Raw genomic sequence first — 19,784 nt, 5'->3', positions numbered from 1 at the left:
ACCCATCTTTATTTATAGAAAAGCTTGATCGTTCATAAAAATCATCAGAATTGCAATTATTTATTGCTTGTTTCTGATGATTTTTTTGATAGTTACGCAAAGATATTCAGGGTATGAATAATTCGGGATAAACTCGGGAAAAAATAGGAAATGCCTAAAAATCAACTTGTTAGACGTTTTCATAAAATGACTTCCTAGGAAGCGACTCAAAAGTATGATAGAATAAAAGAGATTGAAACAAAGGAGATGACAGATGAAAAAACTTGGAGTCCTCTTAATGGCAGCCTTATTGGCTACAACGCCACTTGCAGCCTCCGCTGACGAGCTTATGGACATCACGCGCGAAATGTATCCGGAAGTTCTGGATATTCATCGTCCAAAATCGTCCATCATTGTGGATGCAAAAACTGGGGATGTGGTATGGGAAGATAATGCTGACCTGGTTCGAGATCCAGCTAGTATGAGTAAACTGATGACTCTATACCTGGTTTTCGAAGCCCTGGACAAAGGAGAAATTTCCAAAGAGGATGTGGTGACCGCAACCCCACGGGAACAAGCGATAGCCGGTCTCTATGCGATCTCCAATAATAAGATTGTTGCCGGAGTAGACTATACCGTCGATGAGCTGATTACCATGACCGCCATCCCTTCCTCCAACGTAACAACCGTTATGTTGGCAGACCTTCTCTCGAATGGCGATCCAGATGTTTTCCTGGATAAAATGAATGAAACCTCACAAAAACTGGGCATGAGCAATACCCGATGGTACAATGCCAGTGGAGCAGCGGCAGTCAGCTTTAGTGGCTATTATACTCCGCAAAAGTATGATAACACGCAGGCCAATCAGACCACCGCACGGGATATGGCTATTCTTGGTGTCAATTTTGTGAACAAGTACCCAGATATCTTAAACTATACCAAAGCTCCAGTGGTTACTGTTAAAGAAGGGACGCCTTATGAAGAAACCTTCGAAACTTACAACTATTCAGTTGAAGGGGCCCTTTATGGGATGGAAGGTGTTGACGGGTTGAAGACAGGTTCTAGTCCTAAAGGGGCCTTTAACTATATTGCGACTGGTGAGCGTAAAGGAGAGCGCTTTGTTGAATTGATTATGGGAGTTGGGGACTGGGCAGATCAAGACGGAGAATATTATCGACACCCATTTGGGAATGCACTCTTAGAAAAAGCCTTCGCTGATTACGAATATAAGAAAATTTTCGATAAGGGCTTGGTTGAAGTAGATGGCCAGAAATACAAGGTTGACCAGGACGTATATGCGACGGTTAAGAAGGGTTCAACTCCAAGTGTTCAAGTCAAGAATGATGTCTTGACAGTAGAAAATGGTTTAAGCCCTATCAATGAACAATTAGATGTGACCTATAAGGTAACAAAAGATAATTCCTTCTTTGCCTCAGCTCAAAAGGCCGACGGCCAAACTAAAAGCAATCGGGAGAATAGTTTGCTTGTATCACTTCTAGACAACTATCAATGGTTACTTCTGATTCCGATCTTCTTGCTCTTGGCATTGATTCTACTCTTGATTCGTCTCTTCTTCACCAATACGGGTACAAAGGAAAAGAAAAAATCCAAGAAAAGAGATAAAACAACAATCAAATAGGTATTTTATAGTCTTTTAGTTTACTTTTAGTACAAGGCAACGAGTCGTAGACAGTACTGAAGTACGGCAAGACGAGCTAACACAGTAATAAAAGATAAACTAAAAGACTATACCAAATGGTTGCAGGAACAAAGAGGCGGGTCCCAGATACCTGACCTCTTTCTTTCGTTGAGTGTATCCTCTTGCCTAGTCCCTAGGTTTTGGAGTTGACTTATTTACTGTACCATTCAAAATTTGCAGATAGTTTAAACCCTTCGATTCAGGCTTTGGATTGTATGACTATGCAGAATTTGAAATCCAATTGGTATAGGAAACAAAGGGGGAGTAATCGCTTCCTCGACTTTTGTGTGATTGAAAGGAGTTGCTGGTGGAACGTTCTGCCTCTTTATATTTTCGTTATTTTTTGATGTACACTTTTTTTTACCTGTCATGGGCTCTTTTTTCAGCTATCTTATCGATCTACATGTTGGACTTAGGCTATTCGGCTAGTCAGGTTTCTTTGGTCGTTTCGGTATCCTTCCTGACATCGGTCCTTTCTCAACCTGTCCTGGGGTATCTCAATGACCGTCTGGGAATCAAACCTGTGACGCTAGCTGGTTTAGGATTGGCTTTAGCCGGTGGTATTATTTTTCTCCTATCTAAGCATCTTTGGGGATTGGTTTTAGGGTATAGTCTGGCTATAATGATGATTAATGGAATTAATCCGGTAATGGATCTCCTAGCTGCCCGTTCACCTTATAAGTATGGATCTATTCGCGTCTGGGGAACCATTGGCTATGCGACAGGTACTCAGATGGCGGGGATTCTCTACCAAATGATTCATCCCCAGGCCATCTATGTGACTTTTCTAGGAACCTTAGTCTTGTCCATTATTGGAGTTTTGGGTCTGCCCTTTAGTGAGGAAACAGCCCCTGTTAAGGAAAAGCAAGAAGAATCTTTTATGAACGATATCCTTAAAAATCGCCCCTATCTTCTTGCCTTGATGATCATTGCTCTTTTTTCAGGAGTGGCCAATGTCGGACACACCTACATTCCCGCCATGTTAGAAGCGAGTGGACTTAGTGTCAGTCAAGCTTCAACAGTGGTGTCACTAGCGGTAATCTGCGAAGCCCCCCTTATTTTTTATTCTTATCTTTTCATGGATCGCTATCCTAGCAAGATTTTGATTCTATTTCCCATTTTTTTCATGACCTTGCAATTTGTTTTCTTTGGGCTCGCTGCTCCAATCCCTCTCAAAATCTTTGGAACACTGCTAGCTAAACATGCGGCCAATATGACCTTGATTATGCTGACTCTAAAATTGGTCAACAATCTGGTTGGCTCACGGTTCGTAATGACAGGAATGGCCTTGATACAAACCGCCAAAAGCTTGCTCTCGATTTTGGTTCAGACCTGGGCCGGTTGGTTGATTGATACCTCTGGTTATGAAAGCATGTCCTGGATCATGGTTGGCCTCCTACTGATCGTCTTGCTCATGGTTCCCTTTCTTCATGTGGATGAATCTAAAAGTGAACATTTATTCTCCTAATTTCGAATAAGAATGTAAGGAGGAAAGAGCATGTTTCAAGCCATAGATAGCAAGGGAAACTTCCATCATTTACTGATTAATCCTCTCCCCAATGGAGAGGAATTTTTTTGTCCTGAATGCCAGCAAAAATTGGTCTTAAAGGGTGGCGGGCGCCTGCGGCGGCATTTTGCCCACCCTGCTGGCCAATCCTGTTTTTACCAAGGATTGAACGAGGGGGCTGAGCACCTCGAGCTCAAGGCCCTTTTATTTGAATGGGCTCAGAAGACGGAGTCCGTTCAAGTAGAAGTAGGGCATCCACAAGCAGGAATAGTGACTGACCTGCTTTTGTCAGGGAATCTAGGCTTGGAAATTCAGTGTAGCCCACTGAGTCAGGAAGAGTGTATTCGTCGGACGTTGACCTATCGAAAGCAGGGGATGGCTTTGGTCTGGCTTTTAGGGTCGCGACATTTTATAAGGGGGCGATTGACAGGTCTCCAAGCAGATTGTCTGCAGTTTAGTCCCGCTTGTGGCTATTTTTTCTGGAATGTGGACAAGGAGAAGCGAGAGTTGGTCCTGCATTACTTGCTCCACCAGGATTTGCATGGGAGCTGTCAGGGATTGGTGAGGGTTTTTCCATTTTTTCAGGGAAGTTTACGAGAGGTGCTGCGTTGGCCCTATCAGCAACGCTGTCTGTTCTCTTTTAAGGGGCGTCTAGACATGTCCTTCCCTAGCTATTTGGCCAAGCAATTACGTTACCGCAATCCTTTTTGGATGAAGAAGCAAGTGGAGGCCTATCAAGTAGGACAGAATCTGCTTACTCTTCCTGTAGAAGCTTGGTATCCACAAGTGATTCCGGTAAAAAGGGGCTGGGAATTGCCAGGGATAACAGAATTGGAGAGGTCCTATGGGGATTTGTTTGCAGCTTTTTATGATCAGTGTCAGCAAAGGCAGAAGCAAGTTGTCTATTCTCCTTTTTATTACCGGCAAGATTGTGATAAAATAGGGACGTTGGAGGATTTTATATGAGTAACGAACGGAAAGATATAAATGAAAAATACACCTGGGATTTGACCAGCGTTTTTGCAGATGATATGGCTTGGCGGGAAGAGTTTGCTGCCTTGGATGCGGATATTTCGGCTGCAGCCAATTATGAAGGTCACCTCTTAGACTCTGCGCAGAGCTTATTGGAGATTACAGAGGTACAGTTGGGACTGATGCGTCGCTTGGAAAAACTTTATGTGTATGCATCCATGAAGCAGGATGAGGATACCCGCCAAGCAGCCTATCAGGAGTTCTACTCTCAAATTAATGGCCTCTATGCACGGTATGGTCAGACCTTCGCCTTTTATGAGCCTGAATTTTTGGTTATTACTGAGGAGCAATTCGAACATTTTATGAAAGAAGAGCTGGGGCTCGAACTGTATCGTCATTATTTTGAGCGCTTATTGGTTCAAAAGGAGCATGTTCTTAGCCCTAAGGAAGAAGCGCTTTTGGCTGGGGCTTCTGAAATCTTTGGGGCTGCGAGCGAAACCTTCTCTATCTTGGACAATGCGGACTTAGAACTGCCGTTTATTGAAGATGAAAATGGGGAAGCGGTGCAGTTAACCCACGGTAACTTTATTCATTTTATGGAATCTGATAATAGACGCGTACGAAAAGATGCCTATGAGGCGATGTACGCCGTCTACGAGCAGTTCCAACACACCTATGCTAAAACCTTACAAACCACTGTCAAGGTTCATAATTACCAGGCACAAGTTCGGAAATTTGATTCTGCGCGTCAAGCTGCCTTGGCCGCAAACTTTATTCCAGAATCGGTTTATGATACCCTACTTGCGGCCGTGAATCGCCATCTACCATTGCTTCACCGCTATGTAGATTTGAAAGCGCGCATTCTCGGCATTCAAGATCTAAAGATGTATGATCTGTATACCCCGCTGAGCCGCAACACCTTGACTTTCACTTATGAAGAAGCTTTGGAAAAATCGAAAGAGGTATTAGCAGTGCTCGGTGACGACTATCTGGCTAAAGTAGAAGCAGCCTTTTCCGATCGTTGGATTGATGTCTACGAAAATAAGGGGAAACGGTCTGGAGCCTATTCTGGTGGATCCTATGATACCAAAGCTTATATGCTTTTGAACTGGCAAGATAATCTGGATAATCTCTTTACTTTGGTACACGAGACTGGACATTCCATGCATTCTAGTTACAGTCGCGAAAGTCAACCTTATGTTTATGGGGATTATTCAATTTTCTTGGCAGAGATTGCCTCCACCACCAATGAGAATATCTTGACTGAGAAATTACTGGCTTCCGTGGAGGACAAGCAAAGTCGTTTTGCCATTCTGAATCATTACTTGGATGGCTTCCGTGGTACGGTCTTCCGTCAAACGCAGTTTGCGGAGTTTGAACAAAAAATCCACCAAGCAGATCAAGAAGGGCAGGTTCTAACTAGCGACTTCCTTAATAATTTGTATGCGGAATTGAATGCCAAGTATTATGGTCTCGCTGCTGAAGAAAATCCACAGATTCAATATGAGTGGGGACGGATTCCACATTTTTACTACAACTATTATGTCTTCCAATATGCAACTGGTTTTGCGGCGGCGTCTGCATTGGCGGATAAGATTGTACATGGCACCGATTTGGACCGGGAAGCTTACATTCATTACTTGAAGGCCGGCAATTCGGACTATCCTTTGGCTGTTATCGCGAAAGCAGGTGTGGATATGGAAGCGGAAGATTACCTCAATGACGCTTTTGCGGTCTTTGAACGTCGCTTGGATGAGTTGGAAAGCTTGGCCAAAGAATTGGGGATGCTGTAATGGTTGAGACCTATTCCAAACATTCCAATCCCAATATGCGCCGCCCAGTGGTTCAAGAGGGAATCGTGGACTTCATGCGGAGTCAGAATCAAGGCTTACCGGATTTCCTTCGGGAATTACAGGATTTTGCTGAACGCGAGAATATTCCTATTATTCCCAAGGAAACTGTCGCCTTTTTCCGACTATTTTTACAGAGTATCGCTCCTCGTTCCATTCTAGAGGTTGGGACAGCTATTGGTTTTTCTGCTCTCATGATGGCTGAGACTCTGCCGAAAAGTCAAATTACCACCATTGACCGCAACCCTGAGATGATTGGCCTTGCAAAAGAAAATTTTGCACGCTATGAGGAAGGGAAGCGTATTCGCCTCCTAGAAGGAGAAGCTCAGGAGTGGCTACAAAACTTGAATGGTGAGCAGTTTGATTTGATTTTCGTCGATTCTGCTAAGTCCAAATACGTTGTCTTTCTACCTGATCTACTCAATTTGCTACCCAAAGGCGGTATCTTAATCTTTGATGATATTTTCCAAGGGGGCGATATCACCAAGGATTTAGCAGATATTCGACGTGGCCAACGGGCGATTTATCGAGGTCTCCACAAACTATTTGATGCAGTAGACAGCCATCCTGATTTGATGGTTTCCTATTTGCCTCTTGGGGACGGTCTACTTCTAGTAAAAAAAGAAGCAGCACAGGTGATTTTTCCACAAGAATCCACCTAATTTAGCTGTTTTTAAGCCGAGTTATGATATACTAAGAAAGTTATTGTATAAAGGAGTGATTCAAGCATGAAAAAAATCAAGATTGGAGCAGTGACGCTTCTATCTGTATTGGCTCTAGCTGCCTGTGCGCGTGAGACCGATAACAACACAGATGTCATTACCATGAGAGGCAATACCATTACGGTTGCTGAATATTATGATAAGGTGAAGAATGACACCCAAGCTCAACAAGTCCTCTTGACCATGACTATCAATGAGATCCTTGAAGAAAAATATGGGGATAAGGTGACAGACGAAGAGGTGACAGAAGAGTATAATAAGAGTCTTCAAGCCTATGGTGACCGTTTTCAACAAGTCTTGGCTCAGGAAGGGATGACGCCTGATACCTACCGTGAGCAGATTCGAACCAATAAATTGGTAGAGTACGCGGTTAATGAAGCGGCAAAAAGTGAGCTAATTGACGAAAACTATCAGGCTGCTTACGAAAAATACACCCCTGAGGTAACGGCCCAAGTGATTCGTATGACGGATGAAAACAAAGCCAAAGAAGTTGCAGAAAAGGCTAAAAATGGGGATGACTTTGCCCAGTTGGCTAAAGATAATTCCAATGACGAGGAAACCAAGGACAAAGGAGGCGAGATGAAATTTGATTCAGCCTCTACTGCCCTACCGAATGAAGTCAAAACGGCTGCCTTTGCCTTGGATAACAATGGGGTTTCAGATGTGATTAAGGTGACAAACAATAGCACTTTAACGACAAGCTACTACGTCATCAAAGTTACCAACAAGACCCAGAAGAAGGACAATTGGAAAGATTACCAAAAACAATTGGAGAGCATCATCTTAGCTGAAAAACGTTCGGATCGTGCCTTTATCCAAAGTGTAGTTGGTAAGGAGATGGAAGAAGCCAATATCAAGGTTAAAGACCCAGCCTTCCAAAATGCCTTCTCTCAATACATGAATGCGACTGGTGAGGCAGCTGCAAGTTCCAGGTCTGAAGATAAGTAGTTGACAAACAGGCTACTTGGAGTATAATGAATGTATCAAGAATAGATAAAACAGGCAACTTTGCAGAGAAGTAGCGGTTGGTGTAAGCTACTAGGTGGGTTTTATCTTGCTACTTGAGAGATTTTTGGAATAAAGCAATGAGGATGACAAGTTCATCGAAGGAAGGTGGTACCGCGTTGAGACGCCCTTCGTCGATTGAGCTTGTCTTTTTTATTGAAAATAGAAGGAGAATATTAATGAGATATATGACCAGTGCTGAAATTCGCAAGATGTGGTTGGATTTTTGGGCTTCAAAAGGTCACGCTATCGAGCCATCAGCGAATCTGGTTCCGGTAAATGACCCAACACTTTTATGGATTAACTCAGGTGTTGCAACCTTGAAAAAATATTTTGATGGATCTGTGATTCCTGATAATCCACGGATCACCAATGCTCAAAAATCGATTCGGACCAATGATATTGAAAATGTAGGGAAAACGGCTCGTCACCACACCATGTTTGAAATGTTAGGAAATTTCTCCATTGGAGACTATTTCCGTGATGAAGCCATTACATGGGCTTGGGAACTCTTGACCAGTCCAGAATGGTTTGCCTTTCCTAAAGACAAACTTTATATGACTTATTATCCAGACGACAAAGATTCCTACAACCGGTGGATTGAAGTAGGGGTTGAGCCAGATCATTTGGTCCCAATTGAGGATAATTTCTGGGAAATTGGTGCAGGGCCTTCTGGTCCGGATACAGAGATTTTCTTCGACCGAGGAGAAGGTTTTGATCCGGATAAGGTTGGGCTTCGTCTTTTGGCGGAAGATATTGAAAACGACCGTTATATTGAAATTTGGAATATTGTTCTATCCCAATTTAATGCAGATCCAAGTGTCCCACGGAGTGAGTACAAGGAATTGCCTCACAAGAACATTGATACGGGAGCTGGTCTTGAACGCTTGGTTGCTGTGATGCAAGGAGCTAAAACCAACTTTGAGACAGATTTGTTTATGCCAATCATCAATGAAGTTGAAGCTTTGTCCGGTAAGACGTATGATCCAGATGGCGATAACATGAGTTTCAAGGTGATTGCAGACCATATCCGTTCTCTAGCCTTTGCGATTGGAGATGGAGCCTTGCCTGGAAATGAAGGGCGTGGATATGTCCTCCGTCGCTTACTTCGTCGAGCTGCTCGTCATGGACAAAAACTTGGAATCCATGAACCATTTATGTACCGCTTGGTGCCAACGGTTGGTCAAATCATGGAATCCTATTACCCTGAAGTGCTTGAAAAACAAGATTTTATCCAGAAGATTGTTAAAAATGAAGAGGAATCCTTTGCTCGTACGTTGACAGCGGGTCAAGCCTATGCGGATGAGATTGTCGCTGAGATGGAAAAAGCAGGGGAGACCGTTATTTCTGGACAAGCTGCCTTTAAACTCTACGACACTTATGGTTTCCCAGTCGAATTAACCGAAGAAATCGCAGAGGAACGTGGTTGGACCGTTGATAAAGAAGGCTTTGATCAGGAGATGAAGGCTCAACAAGAACGGGCACGGGCCTCTGTGGTGAAAGGCACTTCAATGGGAAGTCAAAATGAGACGTTGCAGGCCCTAACAGTTCCGAGTAAATTCTTATACGATGCTCAAGAAGCGGATGCTCGCTTGGTAGCCTTGGTACAAGAAGATGCTGAAGTGGACAGTGTTGCATCAGGTGAAGCCTATCTGATTTTTGAGCAGACCCCCTTCTATGCTGAGATGGGTGGTCAGGTTGCAGACCATGGTCAGATTTTAGATGAGAATGGACAAGTTCTTGCTCAAGTTGTGGATGTGCAGAAGGCTCCGAATGGTCAACCGCTTCATAAGGTTGAAGTTCTGGCACCGTTGAGCAAGGAGGTCACCTATCATTTGGTTCTGGATAAAGATCGTCGCCGTCGTGTGATGCAAAACCATACGGCAACCCACCTGCTTCATGCAGCTCTTCATGATGTCCTAGGTAAACACGCGACCCAAGCTGGTTCCTTAAATGAAAAAGATTTCCTCCGCTTTGACTTTACTCATTTTGAAGCAGTGAAGCCAGAGGAATTGGCGCAAATCGAAGCAGATGTCAATATTAAAATTAATGAGGCCTTGGCAGTTGAAACGGTTGAGACAGATATTGACACCGCTAAAGAGATGGGAGCTATGGCCCTCTTTGGTGAAAAATATGGCAAAGATGTGCGCGTGGTTTCTATCGGTGATTACTCAGTTGAGCTTTGTGGAGGTACTCATGTTGGCAATACCTCCGAAATTGGTCTTTTCCGAATTCTAAAAGAAGAAGGGATTGGTTCAGGAACTCGTCGTATTGTAGCTGTAACAGGTCGCGAGGCCTATAACTCTTATCGTGAAGAGGCGAAATTACTGCAAGCATTGGCTCGTCAAGTGAAAGCGCCACAAGTTGGTGATGTTCCAGCTAAAGTTGAGGCCCTTCAAGAACAAGCCCGTCAATTGCAAAAAGAAAATCGGGAATTGAAAGAAAAAGCTGCTGCAGCAGCATCTGGCCAAATTTTCCAAGATGTGGCAGAAGCTCATGGTCTTCGTTATATTGCCAAGCAAGTTGAAGTTGATGATGCAGGAGCTCTTCGCACCTTCGCCGATACTTGGAAACAAGGAGACTACTCTGATGTCCTTGTTCTAACTGCTGCAATTGGAGACAAGGTTAATGTCTTGGTTGCTAGCCGTTCAAAAGATGTTCATGCAGGTAACTTGATCAAAGAACTAGCTCCAATCGTAGCTGGTCGTGGTGGTGGTAAACCAGATATGGCCATGGCTGGAGGTAGTGATCAAGCAGCTATTCACAAGCTCTTAGAGGCTGTTTCAGATCATCTATAAGCTTGGGGATCGCTTTCGAGAGTAGATTTAAGCTGGGAGGAACTCCATAAGTAATACTTGAAATAGTTTGAATGCCTTCAATCTGATGAAGATCGTTCAACAGGTCGGGGAGGCCTGTTGAATCTTATCAATAAGGCGTGCAAAGAACGCAATTAATAAGTTCGGCGAAGAGGATTCACACATTCAGGCTTTGAAATGGAATGAGTATAAGCCAGCTTGGGGGACTCCTCCCTTCCTTCTCCCTGTTATTTACAGACTTTTCTAGGTGAGGTCGTTATCGATGGTAAAAATTTTAAAATGGTTGGGTCGTATTCTGATCTGGTTCTTTATGATTCATGTAGTCGGTGCTCTCAATGCATTGCCCATGCTCTTAGGTCTTGAGGGAGCGAATTATCCGACCAGTATGCAGTGGATTCAGGTCTTTGTCTATTTGATTCTCATATTTGCTGTGGTTTTTGGAATCACGCGTTGGGTATTTCGAGTGGATCCGACTGCTCCACAACAAGCAGACTTTGGAAGAGAAGAGTGGAAGTATCTCTTTAAGAATTGGGGCATCTTGCTGATTTCCAATCTTGCATTTCAATTCGTGCGCACTTCAATCGGACTGAATCAACCCGTGGAAAATCAGCAACTAATCGTTGATTTTGTCTCTGCCCTACAGGATGTTGGGCGTCCTTATTTAACTGCTACAGTAATCTCCTTGGCCTTTATAGGTCCAGTCCTGGAAGAATTTGTGTTCCGAGGTCTTGGCACACGCTATGTCTTTAAGGGGTGGTCTCCAGGGATTAGTGCCATCCTTGTTTCAATGGCCTTTGGCGCGATGCACATTCCGGATTTTTCAAGCTGGGCCGTACTTCTTGACTGGATTTTCTATTCTTGGATGGGTTACCTTTTCCATCGAGCCATGGAGCGGCGTAACAATATTTGGGATGCGGTTTGGTTACACATGCTCAATAATGCTATTGCTTCACTAGCTATTTTGTTCCCTATGTAGTAGAGGAGAGGGACCGACTATCAAAAAACCTTCAAGTCAATCATTGACTTGAAGGTTTTTTGGGGTCTATAATCCATAAAGGTAGTCATTGTCTTCCATGGCTTCAACCTCTCCAAGAAGGTAACCGTTTCCGACTTGGCTGAAGAAGTCATGGTTGGAAGTTCCTGTAGAAATTCCATTCATAATGATAGGGTTGACATCATCCGCTGTATCTGGGAAGAGGGGATCCTGTCCTAAGTTCATAAGGGCTTTATTAGCGTTGTAACGGAGGAAGACCAAAACTTCCTCGGTCCAGCCTACTGTATCGTAGAGAGAGCGTGTATAAGCTTCCTCATTCTCATAAAGGGTGTAGAGGAGGTCATACATCCAGTTTTTGAAGTTCTCTTGCTCGTCATCTGTTAACTCTTTAAAACCTAACTGGAATTTGTAGCCGATATAGGTTCCGTGAACAGATTCATCTCGAATAATCAATTTAATGATTTCGGCTACATTGGCGAGTTTGTTGTTTCCCAAGTAGTAGAGGGGAGTGAAAAATCCTGAATAGAAGAGGAAAGTTTCCAAGAAAACACTGGCAACTTTTTTCTCAAGTGCTGTTCCGTTTTCATAGATTTTGTTAATGATTTCCGCCTTCTTTTGAAGGTAGGGATTGGTATTGGTCCATTCGAAGATTTCTTCAATTTCTGCTTTTGTGTTTAAAGTTGAGAAGATAGATGAGTAAGATTTGGCGTGAACAGATTCCATAAATTGGATATTGTTATAGACTGCTTCCTCGTGAGGAGTCCGGACGTCCTGGCGGAGAGCTTCGATACCGGCTTCCGATTGCATGGTATCGAGGAGGGTTAGCCCGCCAAAAACTTTTCCAACTAGATCTTTTTCTTGAGCTGATAATTTCCGCCAATCATCTAAGTCGTTTGAAAGGGGGATCCGGGTATCAAGCCAAAATTGCTCGGTTAACTTTTCCCAAGTGGATTTGTCGATCACATCTTCGATGTTATTCCAGTTTATGGCTTCGTAATATGTTTCCATGGTGACTCCTGTTTGAGTTATTTTAATTTCTGTGTTAGGTTTAGTAATCGTTTTGGACCAATTTAGCACAAAAATTAACTCGTTCCATTATACAATTTTTAGCAATGAATCTCAAGGGATGAGTTGGTTGTGAATTCGTTAAAAACGTTGATTTAGCAAGCTTTTTAAATGACATAGAAATGTAATGAAGGCATACTAAAATCCATCCATTTGGATGGATTTTAGGCTTGTAATGCTTGGAACTAGATGACACAGCTTTCACACTGGTTAGCGCCAACTTCAGCGCCGTCATCGGTGAAGGTGCGGATGTAGTAGATGGATTTGATCCCCTTGTTAAAGGCATAGTTCCGTAGAATGGAGAGGTCACGCGTTGTTTGCTTAGTTTCCTTTTTCCATTCGTAAATCCCTTCAGGAATATCGCTGCGGAGGAAGAGGGTCAAGGAGAGGCCTTGGTCCACATGATCAGTAGCAGCAGCGTAAACGTCGATGACTTTGCGCATGTCCATGTCATAGGCACTTGTATAGTATGGGATTGTGGTGGTTGAAAGACCCGCTGCTGGGTAGTAGATTTTACCAATTTTTTTCTCCTGGCGTTCTTCAACCCGTTGTGTGATAGGGTGTATGGAAGCGGAAACATCGTTGATATAAGAGATAGAGCCGTTCGGCGCAACTGCCAGACGGTTTTGATGGTAGAGACCATCTTTCATGACAGCATCTTTGAGGGCTTGCCAATCCGCTTTGCTTGGGATAAAGATATCTTTGAAGAGTTCTTTGACCTTGTCCAATTTTGGTTGGTAGTCTTTTTCCAAGTATTTGTCGAAATAGCTGCCATCCGCATATGTTGATTTTTCAAAATGATGGAATACTTGTCCCCGTTCGCGAGCGATGTTATTGGATTCAACCAAGGTCCAATAGTTCATCAAGAGGAAGTAGATATTGGTGAATTCCAAGGATTCCTCTGATCCATAATGGATATGGTTTTGAGCTAGGTAGGAGTGAAGTCCCATCGCTCCAAGACCAAAGGTGTGTGCTTGGCGGTTTCCGTTGACCACTGAAGGAACAGCTTCGATGTTAGAAGAATCTGTTACAAAGGTCAGAGCACGTGTCATAGTTCGGATAGATTTTCCAAAATCAGGAGAAGCCATCATGTTGACAACGTTGGTGGAACCGAGGTTACAGGAGACGTCTGTTCCGAGACGGACATAGTTTTGGGCATCATCAATCAGACTTGGTTCTTGCACTTGGAGAATTTCAGAACAGAGGTTACTCATGACAATTTTTCCGTCAACAGGGTTTGCTTTGTTAGCGGTATCGATGTTGACCACATAAGGATAGCCGGATTCTTGTTGCAATTTTGAAATCTCAGTCTCTAGATCTCGCGCTTTAATTTTGGTTTTGCGGATGCGAGGGTTGGCAACCAATTCATCATATTTTTCAGTAATGTCTAGGTAACTGAAAGGAACCCCGTATTCAAGTTCAACCGAATAGGGACTGAAGAGATACATGTCTTCATTTTTCCGTGCCAGTTCATAGAATTTATCGGGAACAGTAATTCCTAAGGAGAGGGTCTTAACCCGAATTTTCTCATCCGCATTCTCTTTTTTGGTAGATAGAAATTGAATAATGTCTGGGTGGAAGATGCTGAGATAGACCGCTCCAGCTCCTTGACGCTGCCCTAATTGGTTGGAGTAAGAGAAACTATCTTCGAAAAGTTTCATAACTGGTACAACACCAGATGCAGCCCCTTCAAAGCCTTTGATTGGAGCACCAGCTTCCCGAAGGTTAGTGAGAGAGATGCCGACTCCGCCACCAATACGGGAGAGCTGAAGGGCTGAGTTGATGGAACGACCGATAGAGTTCATATCATCGGTTACTTGAATCAAGAAACAGGATACCAGTTCACCGCGGCGAGCACGACCGGCATTCAAGAAACTAGGGGTAGCTGGTTGGTAGCGTTGGTGGATGATTTCGTTGGCGATATTTTTAGCGATCTCTTCATGGCCATCCGCAAAGTAGAGTGCGTTAAAAAGTACCCGGTCTTCCATTCCTTCAAGGTATTCGTTCCCATCATTACTCTTAAGGGCATATTGATTGTAAAATTTGTAGGCTGCCATGAAGGATTTGAATTGAAATTTTTGATCCAAAATAAATTGGTAGAGCTCTTCGATAAATGCTGGTTGGTATTTTTTAATGAAGGGTTCCTCGAGGTAGTTCTCTTGAATGAGGAAGTTAATTTTTTCAGTAATAGAAGAAAACTGACGGGTATTTGGCCGTACGTTTTCTTTAAAGAAGGCCTCTAAAGCCTCTTTATCCTTGTGGAGCAGAATCTGTCCATTCACTGGACGGTTAATTTCATTGTTTAAACGAAAATAAGATACATTTTCTAAATCTTTAAGACCCATGTGGGTTCTCCTTTCAGGTGGACGGGGATTTTATTCAAAATGATGGGAGTGATAGAAAACAAACCGATTTTTGATCTCTATCACTCCCTCTAGATTAGGCAAGCTCTTTTAATCGGTCAGGTTGAAAACCAGCGAAGCTCCCATTCGGGGTTACAATAACTGGCGCAGCCGAAAAGCCCATCTCTTTAACAGTGTCGATGTATTCAGGCTCAAGGTCTAGATTGATTTCTTCATAAGATATATGATTGTCCTCTAGAAATTTCTTGGTCATACGGCATTGCATGCAGTTGTTTTTTGAATAAACAGTTACCACAAGGGTACCTCCTTCTCGTTTTTGAGTATGGAAATAGTATAGGGGAAAGTCAGATCTTTGTCAACATTTTGTACTTGATGTTTTAAATCACACAACATATTGTGGTTTGTTTTAGTGAACTTTGGTTAAAATCAAGGAATTATGACCCTAGCCCAACAAAATATTGTGTTGCTAGCTCTTTTGGTCTGAAAAAACTCCTTTTTTCTGAAAGCGGAAATTTTTTCTTGAAAAAAAACAAGACAAGTGTTATAATTCTTAATTGTAAGGGTTATCAAAAACCTTAGAAAAAATATAAAGGAGAGTCATTATGGCTTCTAAAGATTTTCACATTGTAGCAGAAACAGGAATTCACGCACGTCCAGCAACCCTTTTGGTGCAAACTGCAAGTAAATTTGCTTCAGACATCACTTTGGATTATAAAGGTAAATCCGTTAACTTGAAATCCATCATGGGTGTTATGAGCCTTGGTGTTGGTCAAGGTGCTGACGTAACAATCTCTGCTGAAGGTGCAGATGCTGACGATGCAATCGCAGCTATCTCAGAAACAATGGAAAAAGAAGGTTTGGCATAAGGAGATGACAAATATGCTTAAAGGAATCGCAGCGTCTGATGGTGTTGCTGTTGCTAAGGCATATCTACTCGTCCAACCAGACTTGTCTTTCGAGACAGTTTCAGTTGAAGATACGAATGCAGAAGAGGCTCGTTTAGATGTGGCTTTAGAAGCTTCTCAAAACGAGCTTTCTTTTATTCGTGCAAATGCAGTAGATAGCCTTGGAGAAGAAGCAGCACAAGTTTTTGATGCCCACTTGATGGTATTGGCTGATCCAGAAATGATTGGTCAAATTAAAGAAACCATTCGTGCTAAAAAAGTCAATGCGGAAGCAGGACTAAAAGAAGTGACGGATATGTTTATCACACTCTTTGAAAATATGGATGACAATCCGTATATGCAAGAGCGTGCTGCAGATATTCGTGATGTAACCAAGCGCGTGCTTTCCCATCTGCTAGGTGTACGTTTACCAAACCCAGCTGCCATTGATGAAGAAGCAATCGTGATTGCCCATGATTTGACTCCATCTGATACAGCACAGTTGAACAAAGAGTTTGTTAAAGCTTTCGTAACCAACATTGGTGGACGGACAAGTCACTCTGCGATCATGGCTCGTACCCTTGAAATTGCAGCTGTACTTGGAACCAACAACATTACTGAAATGGTAAAAGATGGGGATGTGTTGGCCGTTAATGGTATCACAGGTGAGGTTGTGATCAATCCATCTGAAGAAGTTATTGCTGAATTTGAAGCTGCGGGTCGTGCTTATGCAGAACAAAAAGCAGAATGGGCTCTCTTAAAAGATGCTCAAACTGTAACAGCTGATGGCAAACACTTTGAATTGGCAGCCAATATCGGTACTCCGAAAGACGTTGAAGGGGTTAATGATAACGGTGCGGAAGCAGTAGGTCTTTACCGGACTGAGTTCTTGTACATGGATTCTCAAGACTTCCCTACAGAAGATGAGCAATATGAAGCGTATAAAGCTGTTTTGGAAGGTATGAATGGCAAACCAGTTGTGGTTCGTACGATGGATATTGGTGGAGATAAAGAACTTCCTTACTTCGATCTTCCAAAAGAAATGAACCCATTCCTTGGATTCCGTGCCCTACGTATTTCTATTTCAGAAACTGGAAATCAAATGTTCCGTACACAATTGCGGGCTCTTCTTCGCTCATCTGTTCACGGTAAATTGCGGATTATGTTCCCAATGGTAGCCCTTCTTTCTGAATTCCGTGCTGCAAAAGCAATCTTGGATGAAGAAAAAGCTAACTTGTTGGCTGAAGGTGTCGCGGTTGCGGATGATATTCAAGTAGGTATTATGATTGAAATTCCTGCTGCAGCAATGATTGCCGATCAATTTGCGAAAGAAGTGGACTTCTTCTCAATCGGAACCAACGATTTGATTCAATACACAATGGCGGCAGACCGGATGAATGAACAAGTTTCTTACTTGTATCAACCATATAACCCATCGATTCTTCGCTTGATTAACAACGTTATCAAGGCTGCTCACGCCGAAGGCAAGTGGGCTGGTATGTGTGGGGAGATGGCTGGAGATCAGCAAGCTGTTCCACTTCTTGTAGGTATGGGCTTGGATGAGTTCTCTATGAGTGCCACATCTGTTCTTCGGACTCGTAGTTTGATGAAGAAATTGGATACTGCTAAAATGCAAGAAATGGCGAACCGTGCTTTGACTGAGTGCGCTACAGCAGAAGAAGTTTTGGAACTTCAAAAAGAATATGTGGATTTTGACTAATTGCATCCATTTTGCAACTGGATTCTGGGTTTTCCCAGGTCCAGTTTTTCTTTACTTTCCTTTTTTTGAAAAACAGGAAAATGACAGTTGATAATTTTCAGACAATTGATTTGTTTTTCCTAAAATTGTTGTATAATAGCTTGTGAAATTACTTGAAATATAGTAAAATATTCTTATAAAAAAGCGCTTACAAAACGGAAAGGGTGATCGTATGGATTATCGCGAAGCTATGTGGACTTTTGGGATTGGTGAGAACTACAATCTTCAGAATTACCTTGGCGTTCATCGTGAAAATGATGGCTATAGCTTTCGAGTCTGGGCGCCCAACGCCCAGATGGTACATGTCATTGGAGACTTTACAAATTGGCAAGAAAATCGAATTCCGATGGTTAAGAATGAGGCAGGAGTTTGGGAAGCTTGGACCAATCTTGCTCAAGAAGGGAATCTTTATAAATTTCAAGTAGAGAGACAAGGCGGGCAAGTGGTAGATAAAATTGATCCGATGGCCCGTATTTTTGAAAAGCGGCCTGGAACCAGTGCTGTGATTTACACACTTCCAGAAAAAGAGTGGAAAGACCAGGAATGGCTAGCTCAACGGAAGTCCATGGGTTTCAAGGGGCGTCCTATTTCGATTTATGAAGTTCATGCAGGATCCTGGCGCTCACATTCAGATGGGGAACCCTATACTTTTAAAGATTTGCAGAGGGAACTGATTCCTTATTTACAGGCTATGAACTACACTCATGTTGAGTTTATGCCACTCATGACTCACCCCCTCGCAGAGAGTTGGGGTTACCAGCTAATGGGCTACTTTGGTTTGGACCAGTCTTACGGGACTCCGGAAGAGTTTAGGGATTTTGTTGAAGCCTGTCATTTAGCTGATATTGGAGTGTTGGTGGATTGGGTTCCGGGCCATTTCACGATTAATGACGATGCCTTGGCTTATTATGATGGAACACCAACCTATGAATACCAGGACCACCACCGAGCTCACAACTATGGCTGGGGTGCACTGAACTTTGATTTAGGTAAACCCCATGTGCAGTCCTTCTTGATTTCAAGCATTCATTATTGGGTACAAACCTTCCACTTGGACGGTGTTCGGGTTGATGCCGTCAGCAACATGCTTTACTTGGATTATGACCAAGGACCTTGGACGCCAAATGAGGATGGCGGTAACCTTAACTATCAAGGTTTCCACTTTCTTAAAAAGCTTAATAAGGTTATGAAACAATACCACCCAGATGTCATGATGATAGCGGAGGAAGCAACTAGCTATACTCAGATTACTGGTGATGGCGAAAATTCCTTAGGATTTGATTACAAGTGGAACATGGGATGGATGAACGATATCCTGCGCTTTTATGAAATGGATCCTATTTATCGTAAGTACGACTTTAATTTGGTTACCTTCAGTTTTATGTATGTCTTTAAGGAAAATTACATTCTGCCCTTCTCCCATGACGAAGTCGTCCATGGGAAGAAGAGCCTCATGCATAAAATGTGGGGGGATCGCTACAACCAGTTTGCAGGCTTACGAAATCTCTATACCTATCAAATTTGCCATCCGGGTAAAAAACTTCTCTTCATGGGCAGTGAGTGGGGGCAATTCCTAGAGTGGAAATCGCATGAAGCTTTGGAGTGGCATGATTTGGACGATGATCTCAATGGCCGGATGCAACACTTTACATCCGAATTGAATCGTCTCTACAAGGATGAATTTGTTTTCTGGGATATTGATGATTCCTATGATGGTATTGAAATCATTGACGCAGATAACAAAGATGAAACAGTCTTGACCTTTAGTCGGAAAAATAATGAAGGGTCTGAATTGATTTGTGTTTTCAACATGGCACCGGTTGAACGTCAAGACTTTACGATCGGTGTTCCCAATCCAGGTCTTTATCAAGAAATTTGGAATACCGAACTCCAAGCTTGGGGAGGTTCCTGGTTAGATCATAATCCGGATACAGCTACTCAACCGGGTCAATGGAAAGACTATAAGCAGACCTTGAGCTTTACTCTGCCATCCATGGGTGCTGTTATCTGGCGAATGAAAGCCAAGTTTGAAGTAGAAAGTGAGGCTATTGTTGCAGTAAGTGAGTCAGAGCTTCTTTCGGAAGAGCTGTTTATCAATCTACCATCAGAGAGCGTGATTGAGTCTGAAGAGGTAGTGGAAACGTCTGAAGTAATCGAATAAGGAGGAAA

General features: G+C 42.9%; 13 protein-coding genes and 1 pseudogene. 11 read left to right on the top strand and 3 right to left on the bottom strand.

The genetic code is table 11. The features are described from left to right. Positions 1–253 precede the first annotated feature (253 nt). The 8 genes from JEQ21_RS02860 to JEQ21_RS02825 all read left to right on the top strand — a co-directional run bounded on the left by JEQ21_RS02860 (position 254) and on the right by JEQ21_RS02825 (position 11,526). Positions 254–1,618 (top strand): DUF1958 domain-containing protein, encoded by a 1,365-nt coding sequence (locus JEQ21_RS02860; protein ID WP_199363877.1) that lies wholly within the window; start codon positions 254–256, stop codon positions 1,616–1,618. A 364-nt stretch (positions 1,619–1,982) separates the two neighbouring features. Further along, the gene (locus JEQ21_RS02855; RefSeq protein WP_442805111.1) at positions 1,983–3,146 is read left to right on the top strand and encodes an MFS transporter; all 1,164 of its coding nucleotides are present in this window, start codon (positions 1,983–1,985) and stop codon (positions 3,144–3,146) included. A gap of 30 nt (positions 3,147–3,176) precedes the next feature. Then, entirely contained in the window at positions 3,177–4,151 is a 975-nt protein-coding gene (locus JEQ21_RS02850; RefSeq protein ID WP_199363875.1) for a competence protein CoiA, read from the top strand. Beyond that, complete coding sequence (gene pepF / locus JEQ21_RS02845) at positions 4,148–5,950, top strand: oligoendopeptidase F (protein ID WP_199363874.1); 1,803 nt, start codon at positions 4,148–4,150, stop codon at positions 5,948–5,950. The genes JEQ21_RS02850 and pepF overlap by 4 nt, the downstream gene beginning before the upstream one ends. Further along, entirely contained in the window at positions 5,950–6,669 is a 720-nt protein-coding gene (locus JEQ21_RS02840) for an O-methyltransferase (protein WP_199363873.1), read from the top strand. Before pepF ends, JEQ21_RS02840 begins: the two co-directional genes overlap by 1 nt. A gap of 66 nt (positions 6,670–6,735) precedes the next feature. Next, positions 6,736–7,677, top strand: a complete 942-nt coding sequence (locus tag JEQ21_RS02835; RefSeq protein WP_199363872.1) for a peptidylprolyl isomerase — start codon at positions 6,736–6,738, stop codon at positions 7,675–7,677. A 236-nt stretch (positions 7,678–7,913) separates the two neighbouring features. Then, positions 7,914–10,532, top strand: coding sequence for an alanine--tRNA ligase (alaS, locus tag JEQ21_RS02830; protein WP_199363871.1), 2,619 nt, complete (start codon positions 7,914–7,916; stop codon positions 10,530–10,532). 280 nt (positions 10,533–10,812) lie between these two features. Next, positions 10,813–11,526: a CPBP family intramembrane glutamic endopeptidase gene (locus JEQ21_RS02825; protein WP_199363870.1), complete on the top strand. Its 714-nt coding sequence runs from the start codon at positions 10,813–10,815 to the stop codon at positions 11,524–11,526. Positions 11,527–11,592: 66 nt separating this feature from the next. Here the strand turns inward: JEQ21_RS02825 and nrdF are convergent, their stop codons facing one another. The 3 genes from nrdF to nrdH form a co-directional block, all read right to left on the bottom strand. Continuing rightward, on the bottom strand, positions 11,593–12,552 hold the full coding sequence (gene nrdF / locus JEQ21_RS02820) for a class 1b ribonucleoside-diphosphate reductase subunit beta (protein WP_199363869.1): 960 nt from the start codon (positions 12,550–12,552) through the stop codon (positions 11,593–11,595). Between the two features lie 242 nt (positions 12,553–12,794). Next, on the bottom strand, positions 12,795–14,954 hold the full coding sequence (nrdE, locus tag JEQ21_RS02815; protein ID WP_199363868.1) for a class 1b ribonucleoside-diphosphate reductase subunit alpha: 2,160 nt from the start codon (positions 14,952–14,954) through the stop codon (positions 12,795–12,797). 94 nt (positions 14,955–15,048) lie between these two features. Then, positions 15,049–15,267 carry a glutaredoxin-like protein NrdH gene (gene nrdH, locus JEQ21_RS02810; protein ID WP_199363867.1) on the bottom strand — a complete coding sequence of 73 codons (219 nt, stop codon included), beginning with the start codon at positions 15,265–15,267 and terminating at the stop codon, positions 15,049–15,051. A gap of 307 nt (positions 15,268–15,574) precedes the next feature. Between nrdH and JEQ21_RS02805 the strand changes: the two genes are divergently transcribed. The 3 genes and pseudogenes from JEQ21_RS02805 to glgB form a co-directional block, all read left to right on the top strand. Continuing rightward, a complete protein-coding gene (locus JEQ21_RS02805; RefSeq protein WP_135035680.1) occupies positions 15,575–15,838 on the top strand; it encodes a phosphocarrier protein HPr in 264 nt (87 codons plus the stop codon). A 4-nt stretch (positions 15,839–15,842) separates the two neighbouring features. Further along, a complete protein-coding gene (gene ptsP / locus JEQ21_RS02800) occupies positions 15,843–17,576 on the top strand; it encodes a phosphoenolpyruvate--protein phosphotransferase (protein ID WP_199363866.1) in 1,734 nt (577 codons plus the stop codon). 211 nt (positions 17,577–17,787) lie between these two features. Beyond that, positions 17,788–19,641: pseudogene (gene glgB, locus JEQ21_RS02795) on the top strand (1,4-alpha-glucan branching protein GlgB); the annotation flags it as partial. Positions 19,642–19,784: the final 143 nt, after the last annotated feature.

Source organism: Streptococcus sp. 121 (assembly GCF_016458205.1).
Taxonomy (GTDB): Bacteria; Bacillota; Bacilli; order Lactobacillales; family Streptococcaceae; genus Streptococcus.
Note: the sequence above shows the minus strand (reverse complement) of the source record. Positions and strands in the feature narration are given on the sequence as shown.